Consider the following 17,436-nt stretch of genomic DNA (forward strand, 5'->3'; position numbering starts at 1 on the left):
CGCGGAGCGCACGGTAAAGGCATGGTTGCCGATTAGGCAGTTCACCGACCATGCCCCCAAAAGAGAAAGGCGGCCGGGCGCGATCGCCTCAGCCGCCATCGGCGCACAGCGCCGCGAGAACCGCGATGGACGCAAGGACCATGGTGGTCTCGAAAGTCGCGCCTCAGGAGCGCGACGGCATGGACACCTTGCGGCCCACGCCGTTCAGCGGCGGCAGGCCGGCATGGGCGGCGCGCATGGTGGCGATCCGCTCGAGCACGTCATCCGGGAACGGCACCACGCGCCGCGAGCCGAGATCCACATGCAGCGTGATCTGCTCCGACGTGGCGGATACCCAGCCATCGGTGGCATGATGCAGCGACTGGAAGAGGTGCAACCTCTTCTCGTCATAGTCGAGCAGCCGCATGGTCACGCGCACCGGCGAATCGGGGGCCAGTTCGCGTTCGTAGCGGATGTGGGATTCGCCGGTGAAGAAAGAGGCGCGACGCGCCCGGGCGTAGGACGGTCCCAGCCCGAGCAGGCCGAGCGCCTCGTCGAGCGCCCGGTCGAAGATGAGCGTGTAATAGGCCACGTTGAGGTGGCCGTTATAATCGATCCAGTTGGTCTCCACCTTCATGGAGGAGGACACGAACGGGGCAAAGAACACGGGTTCAAAGTCGATTCGGTCGAGCATGGCCGCCTCGCTTCGCTGGTTGCAGATTTTGCCGCTTGTGGAAGCACTGTGCCGTGCTAGGAGGCATCCGTCACCCTGAAATCGCGCCCCGGACAGAATCATAAAAGTCACTGTCAAGTCGAAACTGTTCCTAAAACGGTTCAATCCACTTTCGCGTCATCCGGGCGCCGCTCGCCTGGCGCAGACAAAGGTTAAGGATTTGTAAATGGTTGCCGCAGCCGCGAAATCCGACAGTGCAATGCCCGATCGCATCGCCCAGGCGGTGCAGCGCCTACAGGCCGCACTGGATCACAAGGTCGTTACGAATCGCTCGGTGCGGGAACAGCACGCGAACGTGACGACCTACCTGCCCAACGAGCCCGCGGACGCCGTTGTTTTCGCTGAATGCACGGAAGATGTGCAGGCCGTGGTCCGCGTCTGCGACGAGCTGTCGGTGCCGGTTATCGCGTGGGGCGCGGGCACCTCGCTGGAGGGCCATGTGAACGCCCCCTTCGGCGGCATCTGCATCGACCTCTCGCGCATGAACCGCATCCTGGCCGTCAACACGGCCGACCTCGACTGCGTGATCGAACCCGGCGTCACCCGCAAGCGGCTCAACGAGGAACTGCGCGACCAGGGCCTGTTCTTCCCGCTCGATCCCGGCGCCGACGCCTCGCTGGGCGGCATGGTCTCCACCCGCTGCTCGGGCACCAATGCGGTGCGTTACGGCACCATGAAGGACAACGTGCTGTCCCTGAAGGTGGTGACGCCCACCGGCGAAATCCTCACCACCGCCACCCGCGCGCGCAAATCCTCCGCCGGCTACGACCTCACCCGCCTCTACGTCGGCGCCGAGGGCACGCTCGGCATCGTCACCGAGATCACGCTGAAGCTCTACGGCATCCCGGAGGCGGTCTCCGCCGCCGTCTGCCCCTTTCCCAGCATCGAGGCCGCCTGCAACACGGTGATCGCCACCATCCAGAGCGGCATCCCGGTGGCGCGCATCGAGCTTCTGGACGAGGAGCAGGTGAAGGCCTCCAATGCCTACGCCAAGCTCACGCTGGCCGAGACGCCCACCCTCTTCCTCGAATTCCACGGCACGGAAGCGAGCGTCCACGAGCAGGCGGATCGCTTCGGCGAGCTGGCGGCGGAATATGGCGGCGGCCCCTCGGTGTTCGCGGTGAAGCCGGAGGAGCGCACCAGGCTCTGGCAGGCGCGGCACGATGCCTATTGGTCCGTCCTGCCGATGCGGCCGGGCGCCAAGGCGGTGGCCACCGACGTGTGCGTGCCCATCTCCAGCCTCGCCGAGTGCGTGATGGAGACCAAGCGCGACATCGTGGAAATGGGCCTCATCGCCCCCATCGTCGGCCATGTGGGCGACGGCAATTTCCACACCACGCTGATGGTGAACGTGGACGACCCGGAAGACCTCGCCAAGGCCAAGCACTACATGAAGCGGCTGGTGGAGCGCGCCCTCGCCATGGGCGGTACCTCCACCGGCGAGCACGGCGTCGGCCAGGGGAAGATGAAATACATGGAGGGCGAGCACGGCGCCGCGGCGCTGGAGGCCATGCGCGCGATCAAGCGGGCGCTCGACCCCAAAAACATCATGAATCCGGGAAAGATCGTCGCGATCTGATCGCAATCCCTGCGCATAGGGTTAAGCGTCCCTTTTCGATCGGGGCCTCATCGGGAGACGCGTGTGCAGGGCATTCTCATCAGCCTCGCCTCGGCCATAGTCCTCGCCATCAGCGCGGCCTTCGCCGCGCCGTTCGTGGTGGACTGGAACCAGTGGCGCGGCACGTTCGAGACCGAGATGGGCCGCACGCTGGGCCTGCCCGTGGTGATCCGCGGCTCCATCGAGGCGGAGATCCTGCCCGCCCCCCGCATCGTGCTGCGCGACGTGACCCTCGGCGACGTGGTGTCCACCGGCGGCACGGTGAAGGAACTGACCGCCGAGCTCTCCCTCGGCGCCCTGATGCGCGGCGACATCCAGGCCACCGGCGTCACCCTGCGCAAGCCGCAGATCCGCGTGGTGCTGGACAGTGCCGGCCGCGTCGCCATGCCCACCGGCACCGGGCGGGCGGCGGAACTCTCCATCGCCCGGCTGGAGGTGGAAGACGGCAGCCTCGATCTGCTCGACCGCGCCTCGGACCACCGCGTCAGCATCGATGACGTCGACCTCAAGGGTGAGGCGCGCTCCCTCTCCGGCCCGTTCCGGCTGGATGGAGAGGTGCAGGCCGGCACAGCGCGGTTCGCCGTGCGCTCCACCCTCGGCAAGATCGGCGATGACGGCGCCGGCAAGCTGCGCATCGTGCTGGACGGGCGCACCCGCCCGTTTGCCCTCGATCTCGACGGCAGCCTCAACGTGGCCGGCGCCAAGCCGCGTTTCGACGGCCGCGCCACCCTCTCCCGCCATAGTGACGGGGCGGAGGCGTGGCAGCTCTCCGGCACGCTGAAGGCGAGCCCGGAAGCGGTGCTGGCGGAAAGCCTCGATCTGGCGCTGGGCGGCTCGGCCACCCCGGCGCAGCTCACCGGCTCCGCGCGCCTCGCCCTCGGCCGCGCCATTGGCCTTGATGCGGTGCTGAATGCCCGCAGCCTCGACATCGACGCCGTGCGGGCAGCCACCGGCACCAAGGATGCGGACGCCGGCAGCGGCAGCCCGGCCGCTTCGCTTGCCCGCTTCCTCGGCGGCGTCGCGGCCCTGCCCGCGCCGGACATCGCCTCGCGCATCGGTCTTTCCGTGGAGCAACTGGTGCTCGGTGGCACCATGGTGCGCGATGTGCGGGCCGACATCTCCGGCTCCGCCGCCGGCTGGCGGGTGGACAGCGCCGAGGCGCAGCTGCCCGGCAAGGCGTCGCTGCGCCTCTCCGGCATGCCGACCCGCGCCAATGGCGGCGGCGGCTTCGACGGCAACGTCTCCTTCTCCGCCGATGACCCAGCCGTCTTCCTGCGCTGGGCCGCCCCCACCGCGCCGCGCGATTATGTGGCGGCAGCGAAGGGGCCGGTGCGCATCTCCGGCCGCGTCACCGCCGGTCCGTCGCGCATCGCGGTGGACATGCTGGACGCCACCTTCGCCGCCAGCCGCGTGCGCGGCTCGGCCTCGGCCGCGCTGCCGGACAACGCGCCGCCCAAGCTCGACCTGCGCCTGTCGCTGGACGGCTTCGACCTCGACCCGCTGATCGCCGCCGTGCAGACCGCCTCCGCCGCCGTGGGCGGGGGCGCGGACGGGCAGGTGGCCATCGACGGGCGGAACCTCACCCTGTCCGGCCTGCCGCTGCGCGGCCTGAACCTCGAAGGCTCCGCCACCGGCGGCAACTGGCGCCTCGCCCGCATGGTGATGGACGATTTCGCCGGTCTGCGCGTCGAGGGCGCCGGGCGCATGGAGAATTTCTCCACCACCCCGCGCGGCGAATTCAACATCACCGCCTCCGGCGCCAGGGCCGACGGGCTCGTGCCCGTGGCGCGGCTTCTGGCTGGTGAGGAAACGGCGCAGGTCATCGGCAACCTCCTGCCCATCGCCTCCCCGGTGAAGCTCAACAGCACCGTGGTCTGGGGCGAGGCCGGCGGGCGCAATGTCACCATCGCCGGCACCCTGGGGCAGATCTCCGGCGACGTCGCCTTCGCCCGCACCACTGCCGGCGTGCCGCTGCGCATCGCCCTGAAGGCGGACGCGACGGACGGAGGCCGCGCGCTCGCCGCCCTCGGCGTGGACGGGCTCGGACAAAGGCTCGGCCCGGCCCGGGTGGAACTCTCCGTCGACCCGCTGACGCAGGACGAGGCGCAGGTGCGCGGCCGCATCACGGTGGCCGACCTCACGGCGCAGGCGCAGGGCACGGCCCGCCTGTCCGGCGGCAGCATCGAGCCCAATCTCAGCATGCGCCTCGACGGCGCCGACCTCGGCCGGCTGCTGCCGCAGGCCTCCGCCGCCGTGGAAGGGCCAGTGCCCACCGCCCTCGCCTTCACCCTTTCCCGCCGCGCCGGTGCGTGGCGCCTCGGCGAGCTGACCGGTTCGCTGGCGGCGGCGCCCGTCTCCGGCAGCGTGGAGTTCGAGCCCGGCGCGGTGCCGCGCCTCTCCGGCAAGCTGGCCTTCGATACCCTCTCGGTCCCGCGCATCCTCGGCATGTTCGCCGCCCGTGCCGGGGCGGAGAGCGGGCCGGCCGGCCTGTGGAACACCGCTCGGCTCGCGCCGGCAGCGGCGGGCGGTATCGGCCTCAATCTGGAACTTTCCGCCGGGCGCATTGCCGCGCTCGGCCCCTATGCGCTGGACAAGGGCCGCGTCGTGCTGGTCAGCGACGGCACGGATTTCGACCTGCGCGACCTCTCCGGCAGCCTCGGCGGCGGGCGGGTCGCCGCCTCGCTCCGGCTGAAGCGGCAGAACGACCTCCTCCAGGCCGACGGCCGCCTCGTGCTGGAGCAGGTGGACGCAAGCGCCCTCATCGCCCCTAGTGGCGCCCGCACCCCGCCCAAGGGACGCGTGAACCTGCTGCTCGATCTCGGCGGCTCGGGCCGCAGTGTGCAGACCATCGTGCAGAGTCTCTCCGGGCAGGGCACCCTCGGCGTGCGCGACCTCGTGATCGAGAATGCCAGCCCCGCCGCCCTCGACGCGGTTCTGGCCGAGGCCGCCCCCCTCTCGCCGCCGCCTGATGAGCGCCGTACGGCGCAGATGCTGGATCGCGCGCTGGCCAAGGGGCCGCTCAAGCTCGCCTTCGTGGAATCGACGCTGGGCGTGGTGAACGGCGTCGCCCGCCTTTCCCCCGCCCGCACCACGGCGGACACTGTGCGCGTCGGCCTCTCCGGCAGCCTCGACCTGTCGCGGCTGGTCCTCGATGCCGGCATGGACCTCGAAGGTGCCGAGAGTGCTGGCGGCGTGCCCAGCGGCGCCATCTCCTGGCGCGGGCCGGTGGCTTCGCCCGAGCGGCGGGTGAGCGCGGCGGCCGCGACCAGCGTCATCGCCATGCGCGCCATCGAGCGTGAGACCCGCCGTCTGGAGGACCGCCAGCGCGGCGGCGCGCCGGCCCCCGAGCCGGCCACCGCTCCGGCGACCCCCGCGCCCGTCGCGCCTGTGTCCGTGACCCCGGCGCCGGTTATTCCTGCTCCGGTCGTTCCCGCCCCTGCCCCGGCTGTGGTCGCCCCGGTGACGCCTGCGGCGAAACCTGCCGTGATCCCTCCGGCGGCAGCGACGCCTGCTCAACCGGCAGCCCCTGCTCCGGCGCCCGCGCCAGCCCCTGTGGCGATTGCTCCGCCCGCGCCCCAGCCGGCTCCGGTGCCGGTGCCGCGCGCGGTGGATCGCAATCAGGAGATCGAGCGGCGGGATGTGCCCGCGTCCGGCTTCGGCGTGCCCACCGCCTCCGGCACCGCCGGCACCGCGACGCCGGGCGAGGTCCAGTCCCGCCAGACCCATCAGGCGGTGCCGGCCCGCGCCGAACCCGAGCGCCAGCTGGAAAGCCACGCCACGCCCGAACCCACGGGCGAGCCTCGCCATCAGCCTGTGGTGCGCCAGACGCAGCCCCCCGCCCCGCGCCGCACCGACCGGGTCGAGCCGCCGCCCCCGCCGCGCTTCAGCGTGCCGGCGCCCACGGACGGCCAGTTGCCGCCCACCTCCGGCTTCGGCGACCTGCCGCGCCCGCCCGGTCTGGTGGGCGCGCGCTGAGCGGGCCGATCAGGCCCGTTCGAGCGTCACATAGGTAAAGGCGGCTTCGTCCTTCTCGCCGCGGATCGGCCCCTCGCGGCCGGTCACCCGCCATTGGCTGCGATCGAAGGCGGGGAAGAGCACATCGCCCTCGGGGGCGGCATCCACCTCGGTGAGGTGCAGCCAGCGAGCGAGGGGGAGCGTCTCGCGAAACACGCGCTCGCCGCCGATGACCATGATGGCGTCCGCGCCCATGGCATCCGCCGCATCGTCCGCCAGCGCGAGACCTTCAGCCATCGAGGCGCCTTTCAGCACGCCCTCGGGCGGGGAGAAGGCCGGATCGGCGCTCACCACCACGGACGTGCGCCCCGGCAGCGGCTTGCCGATGGACTCGAAGGTGCGCCGCCCCATCAGGATCGGCTTGCCCCAGGTGATGGCGCGGAAGCGCTTCAGGTCCGAGGGCAGGCGCCACGGCAGGCCACCGCCGACGCCGATGACGCCGTTGCGCGACACCGCGACCACCAGCGCGAGGGGATGACGGGTCGCGCTCATGCGGCGTGCTCCAATTGGGCGAGGGCGGTCTCGGCGGCTGCGATGCCGGAGATGTGCGCGCCGTGGCAGGTGGAGAAGGCGGGGCCGCCCAGCGCCTCCCCTGCGAAGACGATGCGCGAATCGAACGGTTCATGAAGCCTGGTACGCAGATGCGCCTTGCCCGGCAGCGCGCAGGAATAGGCGCCGCCGATGAAGGGCATTCCGGCCCAGTCGGTTGTCAGGCGACGCACCACATGGCGCCGCACATCGTCCCCGAAGGCCGACACCAGCAGGCCGACGGCGAAGTCGGCCAGCGCATCCGGCCCCTCGCCCGCCATCGCCTGCGCTTCCGGTCCGGCCACATGGACGAGCGCCGCCGGCGCGCCACCCGGCCGCAGCATGACCGAGGCGCCGGCTTGTCCGGGCTGAGCGGGGTCCACCGCATCGAGGCCGGTGCGCTCGGGCACGCCGAACACGTCCCGGTCGAACAGCAGCGCCACCTTCTCCGCGAAGCCGAGCGGCAAAGCGGCGAACGCCTCCGCGACGTCCGGCGGCAAGGCGGGATCGAAGGCGAGGCGGCCGGCGGCGATCACTGCCGTGGACACCGTGACCACCGCCGCGCGGCAGGCGATGGCGCCCCGCTCCGTCTCGATGGAGAGGCGCCGGCCCCTGCGATCGATGCGCCGCACCGGACAGCCGAGCGTCACCTTCAGATCGCCCGCCACCGCCAGCACCAGCGCGCCATAGCCGTCGAGCACCGGCCAGTTGTCGTCCGTGTCGCGATAGAGCGCGAAATCCACGGCGGAAATGTCCGCCGGCCCGGCGGCCGACATCAGCTCCAGCCAGTGCCGGGCGAGGACGTCATAGCGCCCGGCGCCCCGCTCCGCGATCACCGCGGCGGCGGAAACGTCGCGGCCGGACCGGCCGGCGGCATGAATGGCGTCGAAGACGGCATCCACCTCCGCATCGGCGGCGTCCTTCTCAGCATCTGTGGAGAAGCGGTCGCCGAGAAGGAGGCGCCGACGCGGCACGGCGCTGCGGCCGACACGGAAGCCGTGGGCATCGGCGAGGGTGGTGAAGGGATTGTCCCGCGCGTCGTGCAGCCAGTGGCAGCCGAGGTCGAAGGGCACGCCGAGGGTGGTGGTGTCGGTCGCCGCCCGACCGCCGGCGATGGGGGCGGCCTCGATGATCTCGAAGGGGACACCCGCCGCTTTCAGCCGCGCTCCGGCCGCAAGGCCGGCGGCGCCGGCCCCGATCACGACCACATCGGTCTCGGCGGTCACCGGCGGGGTCCGGCCGGCTACTTCTTGTTGCGGAAGACGTCGAGCTGCACCACCTGCGCACCGCCGGCGGGCTTTTCCGCCCCCTCGGCGGTGGACGCCGCACTGGCCAGCGCCGGCTCGGAGGCGGCGCCCGGCGCGGGCTTGAGCGGGGTCGGCGCATTGGAGGCCGCGCCATTGGCCGAGACGGGCGTCTCCAGCGGGGCGTCGTCCGTCTCTTCCCCGTCCGCATCGGCGGTGAGGGTCTCGAACTGGAGGCCGAACTTCACGGCCGGGTCGAAGAAGCCCTTGAGGGCGGTGAAGGGCACCAGCAGGCGCTCGGGAATGCCGCCGAAGGAGAGACCGACCTCGAACGAGGTCTCGGTGACGATCAGGTCCCAGAACTGGTGCTGGAGCACGATGGTCATCTCCTCCGGATATTTCTCCAGCATGCGCTGGGAAAGCCGGACGCCGGGGGCGCGGGTGTCGAAGGAGATGAAGAAATGGTGGTCGCCCGGCAGGCCGGTCTTGGCCACGTCCGTGAGCACACGGCGCACCACGGAGCGCAGGGCCTCCTGTGCGAGAAGATCGTAGCGGATGTGATCGACCGTCATGAGCCCGCTTAAGTCCCTCCGGCCTGATGACGAGCCAGGCTCCGGAGGCCTTCCGGGCGGCACCGTGAACAGGTGGCGCCGCGGCCGAAAGGACGAACGAAGGAGCGCGCTTCCCCCCTTCGGCCGGTCGGGAGGGAAGTGGAGGCTTCTGTTGCCAGGTGCCTCCGAACCCCGCCTATCCAGTGCTACCCGGTAGGACTTTGATTTCGATCGTCAAACCGCTCACGCGGCCAGAGCAACCGGAGCATAGTTGTCGTTGGCAACTATAAGTTTAGCCCGATAACGGCGGTACAATGCCGAGCGAAAGAATGCTCTTTACACCCTCGTCGATCCTATTTCGCCCCCGCCGGAGCCCGACTTTCCCAAGGGAAAAACGGGCTTTGGTGGAGGCGCCGGGTACCGCCCCCGGGTCCGAAAGGCTTATTCCAACACCGATTTATCGCCATAGCCGACTTGCGCCGGCCCGGTGAATATAGGCGCCGCCGTCCGCCGATGAAAGGGGCGCGGGGCGAAATGTGCCACCCTGTCCCCGGTTCCGCGCGGCACCCCCTTCAAGCCTCACGCTTTGGCGCAGTGGCAGCCTTCCAGATGGTCGTCCACGAGGCCGCACGCCTGCATGGCGGCATAGACGATGGTGGGGCCGACGAACTTGAAGCCCGCCGCCTTGAGCCGCTTGGACAGGGCCTTCGATTCGGCCGTCTCGGCGGGCACGTCGGCGATGCGACGGGGGCGGTTCACCTTCGTCTCGCCGTCCACCGCATCCCACATGAAATCGCTGAACGCGATCCCCTTGTCGCGCAAATCGAGATAGCCGCGGGCGGAGAGCACCGCGCCCTCCACCTTCGCCCGGTTGCGCACGATGCCGGCATCCTGCATCAGCGCCTCCACCTTGGCCGCGTCGTAGCGGGCGATGATCTCCGGCTCGAAGCCGTCGAAGGCGCGGCGGAAATTCTCCCGCTTCCTGAGAATGGTGATCCAAGAGAGGCCAGCCTGGAAGCCGTCCAGCAGCAACTTCTCGAACAGGGCGCGGCTGTCGCGCTCGGGCACGCCCCATTCATCGTCGTGATAGGCCATGTAGAAGGGATCGGTGCCGCACCAGAAGCAGCGGGCATGGCCGTCCGCGTGCGCGATCAAGGGCTGGCGCACGGGCTTCGGCGCGGCATCGTCCATTCTCTTGGGCTCCTCAGGTGGCTTTGAATTTGGCATCCAGCGCGCTGACCTTCTTTTCCCAGTCCAATGGGAAGGTCGCCCATTCGGGCTTGCGCAGTTCCACCTCCACCGCCCCGGCGGTCAGCGGCACGCCCTCGGCGCGGGCGTCGGTGGCACGGTCGAGGCGGACGGTGGCGATGCCCCGCCCCTCGGTGACGGAGGTGAGCTGGCCGACGCTCTTGTCGCCGGCCACGATCTCCTGCCCCACCGCGAGCGGGGTGGGAAAGATGACCTCCACCAGCCGGTTGCGCGGGGTGGAGCGGTGCTCCATGCGGCTCACCACCTCCTGCCCGACATAGCAGCCCTTCTTGAAGTCCACGCCGCCGAGCTGGTCCATGTCGGCCTCGTGGGGGAAGGTGTCGCCATAGGTGAAATCGGCGCCCCCCTTGGGGATGCCGAGGGCGATGCGGTGCGCCTCATAGGCGGCAAGGTCGCTCGAAAGCCCGTCCGCGACGGCCTTCTCCAGCACCAGCCGCTGGCCGAGGCCGGGGAAGCGCGGATCGGTGAAGAGCCGGCCCTCCGGCAGGGCACCGTGATCGCCGAAGACAGCCACAACCGCGAGGTCGGCCGCCACCTCGAACGTCACCTTGGCCCGAAGGCGATGGAAGATCAGCCGCTTGAGGAGATCCTCCGCTCGCTCCGCGGGGACGTCGAACAGGAAGCTCTCCTCGGCGAGGCCGTAGAACAGGAAATCGGAGATGATCTTGCCCTGCGGGGTGAGGAGGCCGCCATAGCGTGCGTCTCCCGGCGCCATGGTCTTCACGTTGCAGGTGATGACAGAATGCAGGAGCTTCACCGCATCGGGGCCATCGGCACGAATGAGGGTACGATCGTTCAAATGAATGAGCGGCATGGGGGCCGTCCTTGTCAGCAAAATAAAAAACAGATTTAAGGCCGCCAGCCTGTCCCCATCAAGAGCGAGCCCCTCCCATGCCCGTGACTTTCGATCTGCTGCTCAAGGGCGGCGCGGTCGCGACCCCCGCCGGCATTGCCGTTGCCGACATCGGTGTCACGGGCGGGCGCATCCGCGCCATCGGTGATCTCTCCGCCGCGAGCGCGGGCGAGGTGGTGGACGCCACCGGCCTTCATATCCTCCCCGGCGTCATCGACACGCAGGTGCATTTCCGCGAGCCGGGGCTGGAGCAGAAGGAAGACCTGGAAACCGGCTCCCGCGCGGCCGTCATGGGCGGCGTGACCGGCGTGTTCGAGATGCCGAACACCATTCCCCAGACCACCAATCCCTCCGCGCTGGAAGACAAGATCGCCCGCGGCACGAACCGCATGCATTGCGACTTCGCCTTCTATGTGGGCGGCACCCATGACAATGTGAAGGACCTGCCGGAGCTGGAGCGCCTGCCCGGCGCCGCCGGCATCAAGGTGTTCATTGGCTCCTCCACCGGCTCGCTGCTGGTGCCGGACGACGATGGCGTGCGCAACATCCTGAAGGTCATCCGCCGCCGCGCCGCCTTCCATTGCGAAGATGAGCCGCGCCTGCAGGAGCGCAAGGGCCTGCGCGTGCCGGGCGATGCCTCCTCCCACCCGGTGTGGCGCGACGAGATCGCGGCCCTCACCGCCACCCGGCGGCTGGTCAACCTCGCCCGCGAGACCGGCGCACGGGTGCATGTGCTGCACGTGACCTCGGCCGAAGAGATGGATTTCCTCGCCGACGCGCGCGACGTGGCCTCGGTGGAGGTGACGCCCCATCACCTCACCATGGCCGCGCCCGAATGCTACGAGCGCCTCGGGACGCTGGCCCAGATGAACCCGCCGGTGCGCGGGGCGCGCCATCGCGACGGGCTGTGGGCGGCCATCGCCAACGGCGTGGTGGACGTGCTCGGCTCCGACCACGCGCCGCACACGCTGGAAGAAAAGAGCAAGCCCTATCCCGAAAGCCCCTCTGGCATGACCGGCGTGCAGACGCTGGTGCCGCTGATGCTGGATCACGTCGCCGCCGGCCGCCTGACGCTGGAGCGCTTCATCGACCTCACCAGCGCCGGCCCGGCGCGGCTGTTCGGCATCGCCGGCAAGGGGCGCATCGTGGTGGGCTACGACGCCGACTTCACCGTGGTGGACCTGAAGCGCCGCGCCACCATCACCAACAGCTGGATCGCCTCGCGGGCGCAGTGGACGCCCTATGACGGCAAGGACGTCACCGGCTGGCCCGTGGGCACCTTCGTGCGCGGCCGCAAGGTGATGTGGGAAGGCGAGCTGACGGGGCCGTCCGCCGGCCAGCCCATCCGCTTCCTGGAGACGCTTCAGCCGCAGGGCTGAGGCGGGCGCGCCGTTCCCCGGACAAGCGACGGCGCAGCCGGAGCGCTGATCCGGGGCCCAGCGCAAGGGTTCCGCGCAGCGGGGCAATGTCTCTGAGAACAGTGGGATCAGGAAGCGCCTTCGGCGGGCCCTTGCGCTGGGCCCCGGCTCGCATTCCGCTATCGCTGCATGCGTCCGGGGCGCGAGAGCGCTGCCCTCACCCCTGCCGGGGCTGCTCGCGCACGCGGGTGAGCACGGCCTCGGGGCTGGCATAGGCTTCCTGAAGATCGACGCTCCAGTAGCGCAGCTCGTCGAGCGGGATGGTCTGCCCGGTCACGGCGCAGCGCACGAAGCTGCCGGGCCGCAGGATGCGGAATTCACCATCGAGGTAGCGCACTTCCGCCTCGCCATGGGGCTCGGGGAAGCGTTCGAATCTGTTCATCACCTGGGGAGCGTCCCGAAAACTGGTTTGCCGGGAGGATAGCCCTTTGCGCCGCAACGCGAAAGGGGCGCACGATCAGGGGTCGAAAAGTGTCGGCCCTTCTACCTTCTTCGGCTTGCGGCCGGCGGGGCGCGGCGCCGCCCGAGGGGGCGTATCCAGTGCCGGAGCCCCCTCCCCCGCGTGCACGGCGACACGGCCATCGGCGAATTCCAGGCTCAGGGCCGCGCCGTCCGCGATGTCCGCCGCCCGCCGCACCGCATGGCCACCGGCATCCCGCACCAGCGCGAAGCCGCGGCCCAGCACCTCTTTATAAGAGAGCACCTTGAGAAGCTGAGAGAGCGAGGCGAGCCGCGCCGTGCGGCGCTCCTTTTGCACCTCCAGCGCCCGGCGCATGCGCCCATCCAGCACCTCAAGCCGTTCGCCCGCCCGCGCCAGCCGCGTGCGCAGCGCCTCCGGCGAGAGGCGCGCCTGCACCGCCGCCAGTTGCAGCCGGTGGGCGGAAGCGTTGGCCCGCAAGGCGCGCGGCAGCCGCTCGGCGGCGAGGTCGAGACGCTGGCGCGGCTGGGCCAGCAGGGTTTCCGCCGCCGGGAGGAGCCGGGCGAGGCCGCGCAGATCGGCTCGGCGCCGGTCGAGAAGGCGCAAGGGCGCGGCGATCAGGCGGGCGCCGAGATCTTCCACCGTGGCGATCAGATCGGTGCGCACCGGCACCACCATCTCGGCCGCAGCCGTGGGGGTGGGGGCGCGCACGTCGGCGGCGAAATCGATGAGGGTCACGTCGGTCTCGTGGCCCACGGCCGAGACCAGCGGGATCATGCTCTCCGCCGCCGCCCGCACCACCGCCTCGTCGGAAAAACCGAGCAGATCCTCCAGCGCACCTCCGCCCCGCGCCACCACGATCACGTCCGGCCGGGGAATCGGCCCGCCCTCGGGCAGATCGTTGAAGCCGCGGATGGCCGCAGCCACCTCGGCGGCCGAGGTCTCGCCCTGCACCCGCACCGGCCACACCAGGACCCGGCGGGGGAAACGGTCGTTGAGGCGGTGGAGGATGTCGCGGATCACCGCCCCGGTGGGCGAGGTGACGACACCGATCACCTTGGGCAGGAACGGCAGCTCCTGCTTGCGGGCGGGATCGAACAGGCCTTCGGCGGCGAGGCGGCGCTTGCGCTCGTCCAGCATGGCCATGATGGCGCCGGCGCCGGCGAACTCCAGCGACTCAATGACAATCTGGTAGCCGGATTTTCCCGGATAGGTGGTGAGCTTGCCGGTCGCCACCACCTCCAGCCCCTCCTCTGGCTTGAGGCGCAGGCGCTGGAAGGTGCCCTTCCAGATCACCGCATCGAGCCGCGCGCCGGCATCCTTCAGCGAAAAATAGGCGTGGCCGGAGGAATGGGGGCCGCGATAGCCGGAAATTTCGCCTCGCACCCGAACGTGGCCGTAGGCGTCCTCCACCGTCCGGCGCAGGGCGGCGGACAGCTCGGAAACGCTCCATTCGGGCGCATTGGCCCTGACTTCGGCATCATCGGTCATGCGAATCGGAACCCGGACGGGTGGTGTACCAGCATAACGGGAAGGTGCCCCATGCGGCGAGCGCAGAGCCCTGCCCCTTGTTTGCGCGGCCTTGAGCCGATAGGCGAAGAGAACAGAAAACCAAGATCCGTCGGAAACGAAGGTTGCCGGAAACTCGGGGGAGGCCGCATGAACATCCTGCTGCTCGGTTCGGGAGGGCGTGAGCACGCCCTCGCCTGGAAGCTGGCGCAGAGCCCAACCATCGGTCAGTTCTACGCCTTGCCCGGCAATCCGGGCATCGCCGAGTTCGCGGACGTGGTGGAAGGCATCCCGCTGTCCGCCCACGACACCATCGTGAAATGGTGTCAGGAGCACACCATCGACCTGGTGGTGGTCGGCCCCGAGGCGCCGTTGGTGGCCGGCCTTGTGGATCGCCTCGCCGCCGCCGGCATCCTCGCCTTCGGCCCCACCGCGGCGGCCGCCCGGCTGGAGGGCTCCAAGCTTTTCACCAAGGAATTGTGCAAGGCGAACGACATCCCCACCGCCGCCTTCGGCCGCTTCACCTCCACCGCCGAGGCCGCGGCCTACATCCGCGCGCAGGGCGCGCCCATCGTGGTGAAGGCGGACGGGCTGATGGCCGGCAAGGGCGTGGTCGTCGCCCTCACCGTCGAGGAGGCGGTGGACGCGGTGGAGCAGGTGTTCGCCGGCGGCGGCACCGAAGTGCTCATCGAGGAATTCATGGAGGGCGAGGAGGCGAGCCTGTTCGCCCTCGTGGACGGCGAGACCGTCGTCGCCTTCGGCAGCGCCCAGGACCACAAGCGCGCCTATGACGGCGACCTCGGCCCCAACACCGGCGGCATGGGCGCCTATTCCCCCGCCCCGGTGCTGACGGAAGAGCTGGAGCGCCGGGCGATCGAGGAGATCCTCATCCCCACCGCCCGCGCCATGGTCAAGGCCGGAACGCCCTATCGCGGCGTGCTCTATGCCGGGCTCATGCTCACCACCTCCGGCCCCAAGCTGGTGGAATACAATTGCCGCTTCGGCGATCCCGAATGCCAGGTACTGATGCCGCGCTTCGCCGGGGATCTGGTGGAAGTGCTCCAGGCCACTGCCGCCGGCCGCCTCGCCGAGGTGACGCCCCTGTGGTCCCCCGTCGCGGCCATGACGGTGGTCTATGCCTCGCGCGGCTACCCCGGTCCGCACCAGATCGGCTCGCCTATCAGGGGCCTCGGTGAGGCCTCGGCGCTGGAGGGCGTCACCGTGTTCCAGGCCGGCACGCGGATGAAGGGCGGCACGCTCGTCTCCAACGGCGGACGAGTGCTGAACGTCACCGCCACCGGGGCGACGCTGGCTGAGGCCCGCGAACGCGCCTATGCCGCCGTCGCCCGCATCGACTGGCCGGACGGCTTCTTCCGCTCCGACATCGGCTGGCGGGCGCTGGGGAAGGCCGGCTGATGGCCGAAAAGGCCCCCCTCCCCGTCCTCGACGATTTCCCGGTGAAGGCGCGCGACACCATCCGGTATGGCGACACCGACATGCTCGGGCACGTCAACAATGCGGTGTTCTCCACCTTCCTGGAGACGGGGCGCACCCACCTGCTGCTGACGCCGCGCCGTCTGGCCCCCCAGGGCATGGGCTTCGCGCTGGTCCGTCTCGTGCTCGACTACCGGGCGGAGATGCACTGGCCGGGCGAAGCGGATATCGGCACGGGCGTCATCTCCCTCGGCCGCAGTTCCGTGGGCCTCAGGCAGGCCATCTTCCAGGAAGGCCAGTGCATGGCCACGGCCGAGACGGTGATCGTCCTTTTCGATCTCACCGAACGCCGCGCCGCGCCCCTGTCCGACGAGATGCGGGCCGCCCTCGAAGCGCTCCGGATCGCCTGACCGGCCCCACAGCCCCCCATGTTCCAGGAATCGCGGCGGCCGTGCCGGGATTCTCCGCGCCTCAAATTCACATTAAAATTATGTTTTTGACGTGGATTCACATTAGATATTAAATTCGGGGAAATAGTCGAATGTGAAATCCACGAGGCTCATCATGACAGCGGTTCGCGGACAGGTCCTGCGGGACAGCCTGCTCTTCCTCACCGCCTACGGCATCATCGCCGCGGCGGTCATCTTCGGCTGAAAGGCCTGAGGCTAAACGGCTTTCGGCCGGGCCAGACCGAATCGCGCGGCGAGGCGGTCGAAGGCCTCGGCAGTGGCGGGGTCGATGGGAATGCCGTCGCGGCGGCGCTCGTCCGCCACCTTCCATTCACGATCGCCCGGCGCCATCACCATATCCCCCGGCGCGGGACGTGAATTGCGCAGCGTGTGGCGATAGCGCTGCATGGCGGCGTCGAACTCTTCCTCCGGCAGGAAGGCGCCCGGCTTCACCGCCATCACGAAGGCGCCCACGTTACGCGGGGTGCCGAAGTCGGGCCCGCCCATGGGTGCGATGTCGAACGAGAGCCGCGCGCCCGCCAATACGGCGCTGAACACCTCCACCACCCCAGCCAGCGCCGCCCCCTTGAAGCCGAAGGCGGCGCCCAGCGGGGCCAGCATTTCCACATTGTGCGGATCGGTGGTGTCGAAGCCGTCGCCATCGGAGGCGACCTCCGGCGGCAGGGATTGGCCGAGGCTGCGGTAGAGCAGCACCCGATTGTAAGGCACGGCGCTGGTGGCCATGTCGAGGAACCACGGCGCCTCCCCCTTCACCGGCACACCCATGGCGATGGGATTGGTACCGTGGAAGCGCTCCGCCCCGCCGTGCAGGCGCACAAAACTATCCGAATTGCAGAAGGCGAGCCCGATATAGCCCTTCTCCGCCGCCGCCAGCGCATAGGCCCCCGCCGCGCCGAAGTGGGACGAGTTGCGGATGGCCACCGCGCCGATGCCGTAGAGGGCGGCATTCTCCATCGCCCTGTCCATGGCTGCGTAGGCGGCACGGGCCCCGTGGCCGTGATCGGCATCGAGCGTCGCCACCGCCGCCGCGCCGGCCCGGAAGTCGAGCGTGGGATGGCCGTTCACCCGGCCGCCCGCGATTACCGCCACATAATGGTCCAGCAGCCGCACACCGTGGCTGTCCACCCCGAAGCGCGAGCCGTGGAGCATGGCGCAGGCCGCCGCCTCGGCGCTGGCCGCATCCGCCCCCGCCGCCGCGAGGGCCGCACTGCAGAAGGCGAACAGCGCATCCTCCCGGTGCCGTTCGAGGGCGGAGGAGCGGGCGGAAGCGGGCGCGGCAGTCGGCGCGGACATGGGGCAATCCTTGAGGCGGCGCTGGGGTGGCTCAGCGAATGTCCTTTGTATGCATTGGACGGTGATGGTGTAAACTCCCTTTCACCCGGCCGACGGTGCGGCATC

At 70.0% G+C, this 17,436-nt stretch carries 14 protein-coding genes and 1 other RNA gene; 5 read left to right on the forward strand and 10 right to left on the reverse strand.

All coding sequences use genetic code 11. The features are described from left to right. Window positions 1-163: 163 nt before the first annotated feature. Window positions 164-673 (reverse strand): thioesterase family protein, encoded by a 510-nt coding sequence (locus tag EJ105_RS22980; protein WP_250168157.1) that lies wholly within the window; start codon window positions 671-673, stop codon window positions 164-166. Window positions 674-878: 205 nt separating this feature from the next. Here EJ105_RS22980 and EJ105_RS22985 point away from each other — a divergent pair, with 205 nt between their 5' ends. Further along, window positions 879-2,291, forward strand: a complete 1,413-nt coding sequence (locus EJ105_RS22985; protein ID WP_250168158.1) for an FAD-binding oxidoreductase — start codon at window positions 879-881, stop codon at window positions 2,289-2,291. 63 nt (window positions 2,292-2,354) lie between these two features. Then, on the forward strand, window positions 2,355-6,305 hold the full coding sequence (locus EJ105_RS22990) for an AsmA family protein (RefSeq protein ID WP_250168159.1): 3,951 nt from the start codon (window positions 2,355-2,357) through the stop codon (window positions 6,303-6,305). 9 nt (window positions 6,306-6,314) lie between these two features. On the opposite strand, the gene EJ105_RS22995 is transcribed toward EJ105_RS22990, so the two are convergent. From EJ105_RS22995 to ygfZ, 6 genes are all read right to left on the reverse strand, one after another. Then, entirely contained in the window at window positions 6,315-6,836 is a 522-nt protein-coding gene (locus EJ105_RS22995; RefSeq protein ID WP_250168160.1) for a dihydrofolate reductase, read from the reverse strand. Next, window positions 6,833-8,098 (reverse strand): flavin monoamine oxidase family protein, encoded by a 1,266-nt coding sequence (locus tag EJ105_RS28035; protein ID WP_250168161.1) that lies wholly within the window; start codon window positions 8,096-8,098, stop codon window positions 6,833-6,835. The genes EJ105_RS22995 and EJ105_RS28035 overlap by 4 nt, the downstream gene beginning before the upstream one ends. Window positions 8,099-8,115: 17 nt before the next feature. Then, complete coding sequence (locus EJ105_RS23005) at window positions 8,116-8,688, reverse strand: SspB family protein (RefSeq protein ID WP_024277808.1); 573 nt, start codon at window positions 8,686-8,688, stop codon at window positions 8,116-8,118. Between the two features lie 137 nt (window positions 8,689-8,825). After that, window positions 8,826-9,190: a transfer-messenger RNA gene (ssrA, locus tag EJ105_RS23010) on the reverse strand. A gap of 56 nt (window positions 9,191-9,246) precedes the next feature. Next, on the reverse strand, window positions 9,247-9,858 hold the full coding sequence (locus EJ105_RS23015) for a DNA-3-methyladenine glycosylase I (RefSeq protein WP_038193803.1): 612 nt from the start codon (window positions 9,856-9,858) through the stop codon (window positions 9,247-9,249). Between the two features lie 13 nt (window positions 9,859-9,871). After that, window positions 9,872-10,750 carry a CAF17-like 4Fe-4S cluster assembly/insertion protein YgfZ gene (ygfZ, locus tag EJ105_RS23020; protein WP_250168162.1) on the reverse strand — a complete coding sequence of 293 codons (879 nt, stop codon included), beginning with the start codon at window positions 10,748-10,750 and terminating at the stop codon, window positions 9,872-9,874. Window positions 10,751-10,827: 77 nt separating this feature from the next. Between ygfZ and EJ105_RS23025 the strand changes: the two genes are divergently transcribed. Then, window positions 10,828-12,168 carry a dihydroorotase gene (locus EJ105_RS23025; protein WP_250168163.1) on the forward strand — a complete coding sequence of 447 codons (1,341 nt, stop codon included), beginning with the start codon at window positions 10,828-10,830 and terminating at the stop codon, window positions 12,166-12,168. Window positions 12,169-12,364: 196 nt separating this feature from the next. On the opposite strand, the gene EJ105_RS23030 is transcribed toward EJ105_RS23025, so the two are convergent. Both EJ105_RS23030 and xseA read right to left on the reverse strand, forming a co-directional pair. Continuing rightward, a complete protein-coding gene (locus EJ105_RS23030) occupies window positions 12,365-12,589 on the reverse strand; it encodes a DUF2093 domain-containing protein (RefSeq protein WP_024277804.1) in 225 nt (74 codons plus the stop codon). Between the two features lie 75 nt (window positions 12,590-12,664). Further along, the gene (gene xseA, locus EJ105_RS23035) at window positions 12,665-14,116 is read right to left on the reverse strand and encodes an exodeoxyribonuclease VII large subunit (protein ID WP_250168164.1); all 1,452 of its coding nucleotides are present in this window, start codon (window positions 14,114-14,116) and stop codon (window positions 12,665-12,667) included. Between the two features lie 168 nt (window positions 14,117-14,284). Between xseA and purD the strand changes: the two genes are divergently transcribed. Together purD and EJ105_RS23045 are read left to right on the forward strand one after the other, a co-directional pair. Continuing rightward, the gene (gene purD / locus EJ105_RS23040) at window positions 14,285-15,550 is read left to right on the forward strand and encodes a phosphoribosylamine--glycine ligase (protein WP_250168165.1); all 1,266 of its coding nucleotides are present in this window, start codon (window positions 14,285-14,287) and stop codon (window positions 15,548-15,550) included. Beyond that, window positions 15,550-15,978, forward strand: coding sequence for an acyl-CoA thioesterase (locus tag EJ105_RS23045; RefSeq protein ID WP_250168166.1), 429 nt, complete (start codon window positions 15,550-15,552; stop codon window positions 15,976-15,978). Before purD ends, EJ105_RS23045 begins: the two co-directional genes overlap by 1 nt. A 255-nt stretch (window positions 15,979-16,233) precedes the next feature. Here the strand turns inward: EJ105_RS23045 and EJ105_RS23050 are convergent, their stop codons facing one another. Continuing rightward, window positions 16,234-17,331 carry an Ldh family oxidoreductase gene (locus EJ105_RS23050; RefSeq protein WP_250168167.1) on the reverse strand — a complete coding sequence of 366 codons (1,098 nt, stop codon included), beginning with the start codon at window positions 17,329-17,331 and terminating at the stop codon, window positions 16,234-16,236. Between the last annotated feature and the right edge of the window lie 105 nt (window positions 17,332-17,436).

The organism is Xanthobacter aminoxidans (assembly GCF_023571765.1).
In the GTDB taxonomy this organism is placed as follows: domain Bacteria; phylum Pseudomonadota; class Alphaproteobacteria; order Rhizobiales; family Xanthobacteraceae; genus Xanthobacter; species Xanthobacter aminoxidans.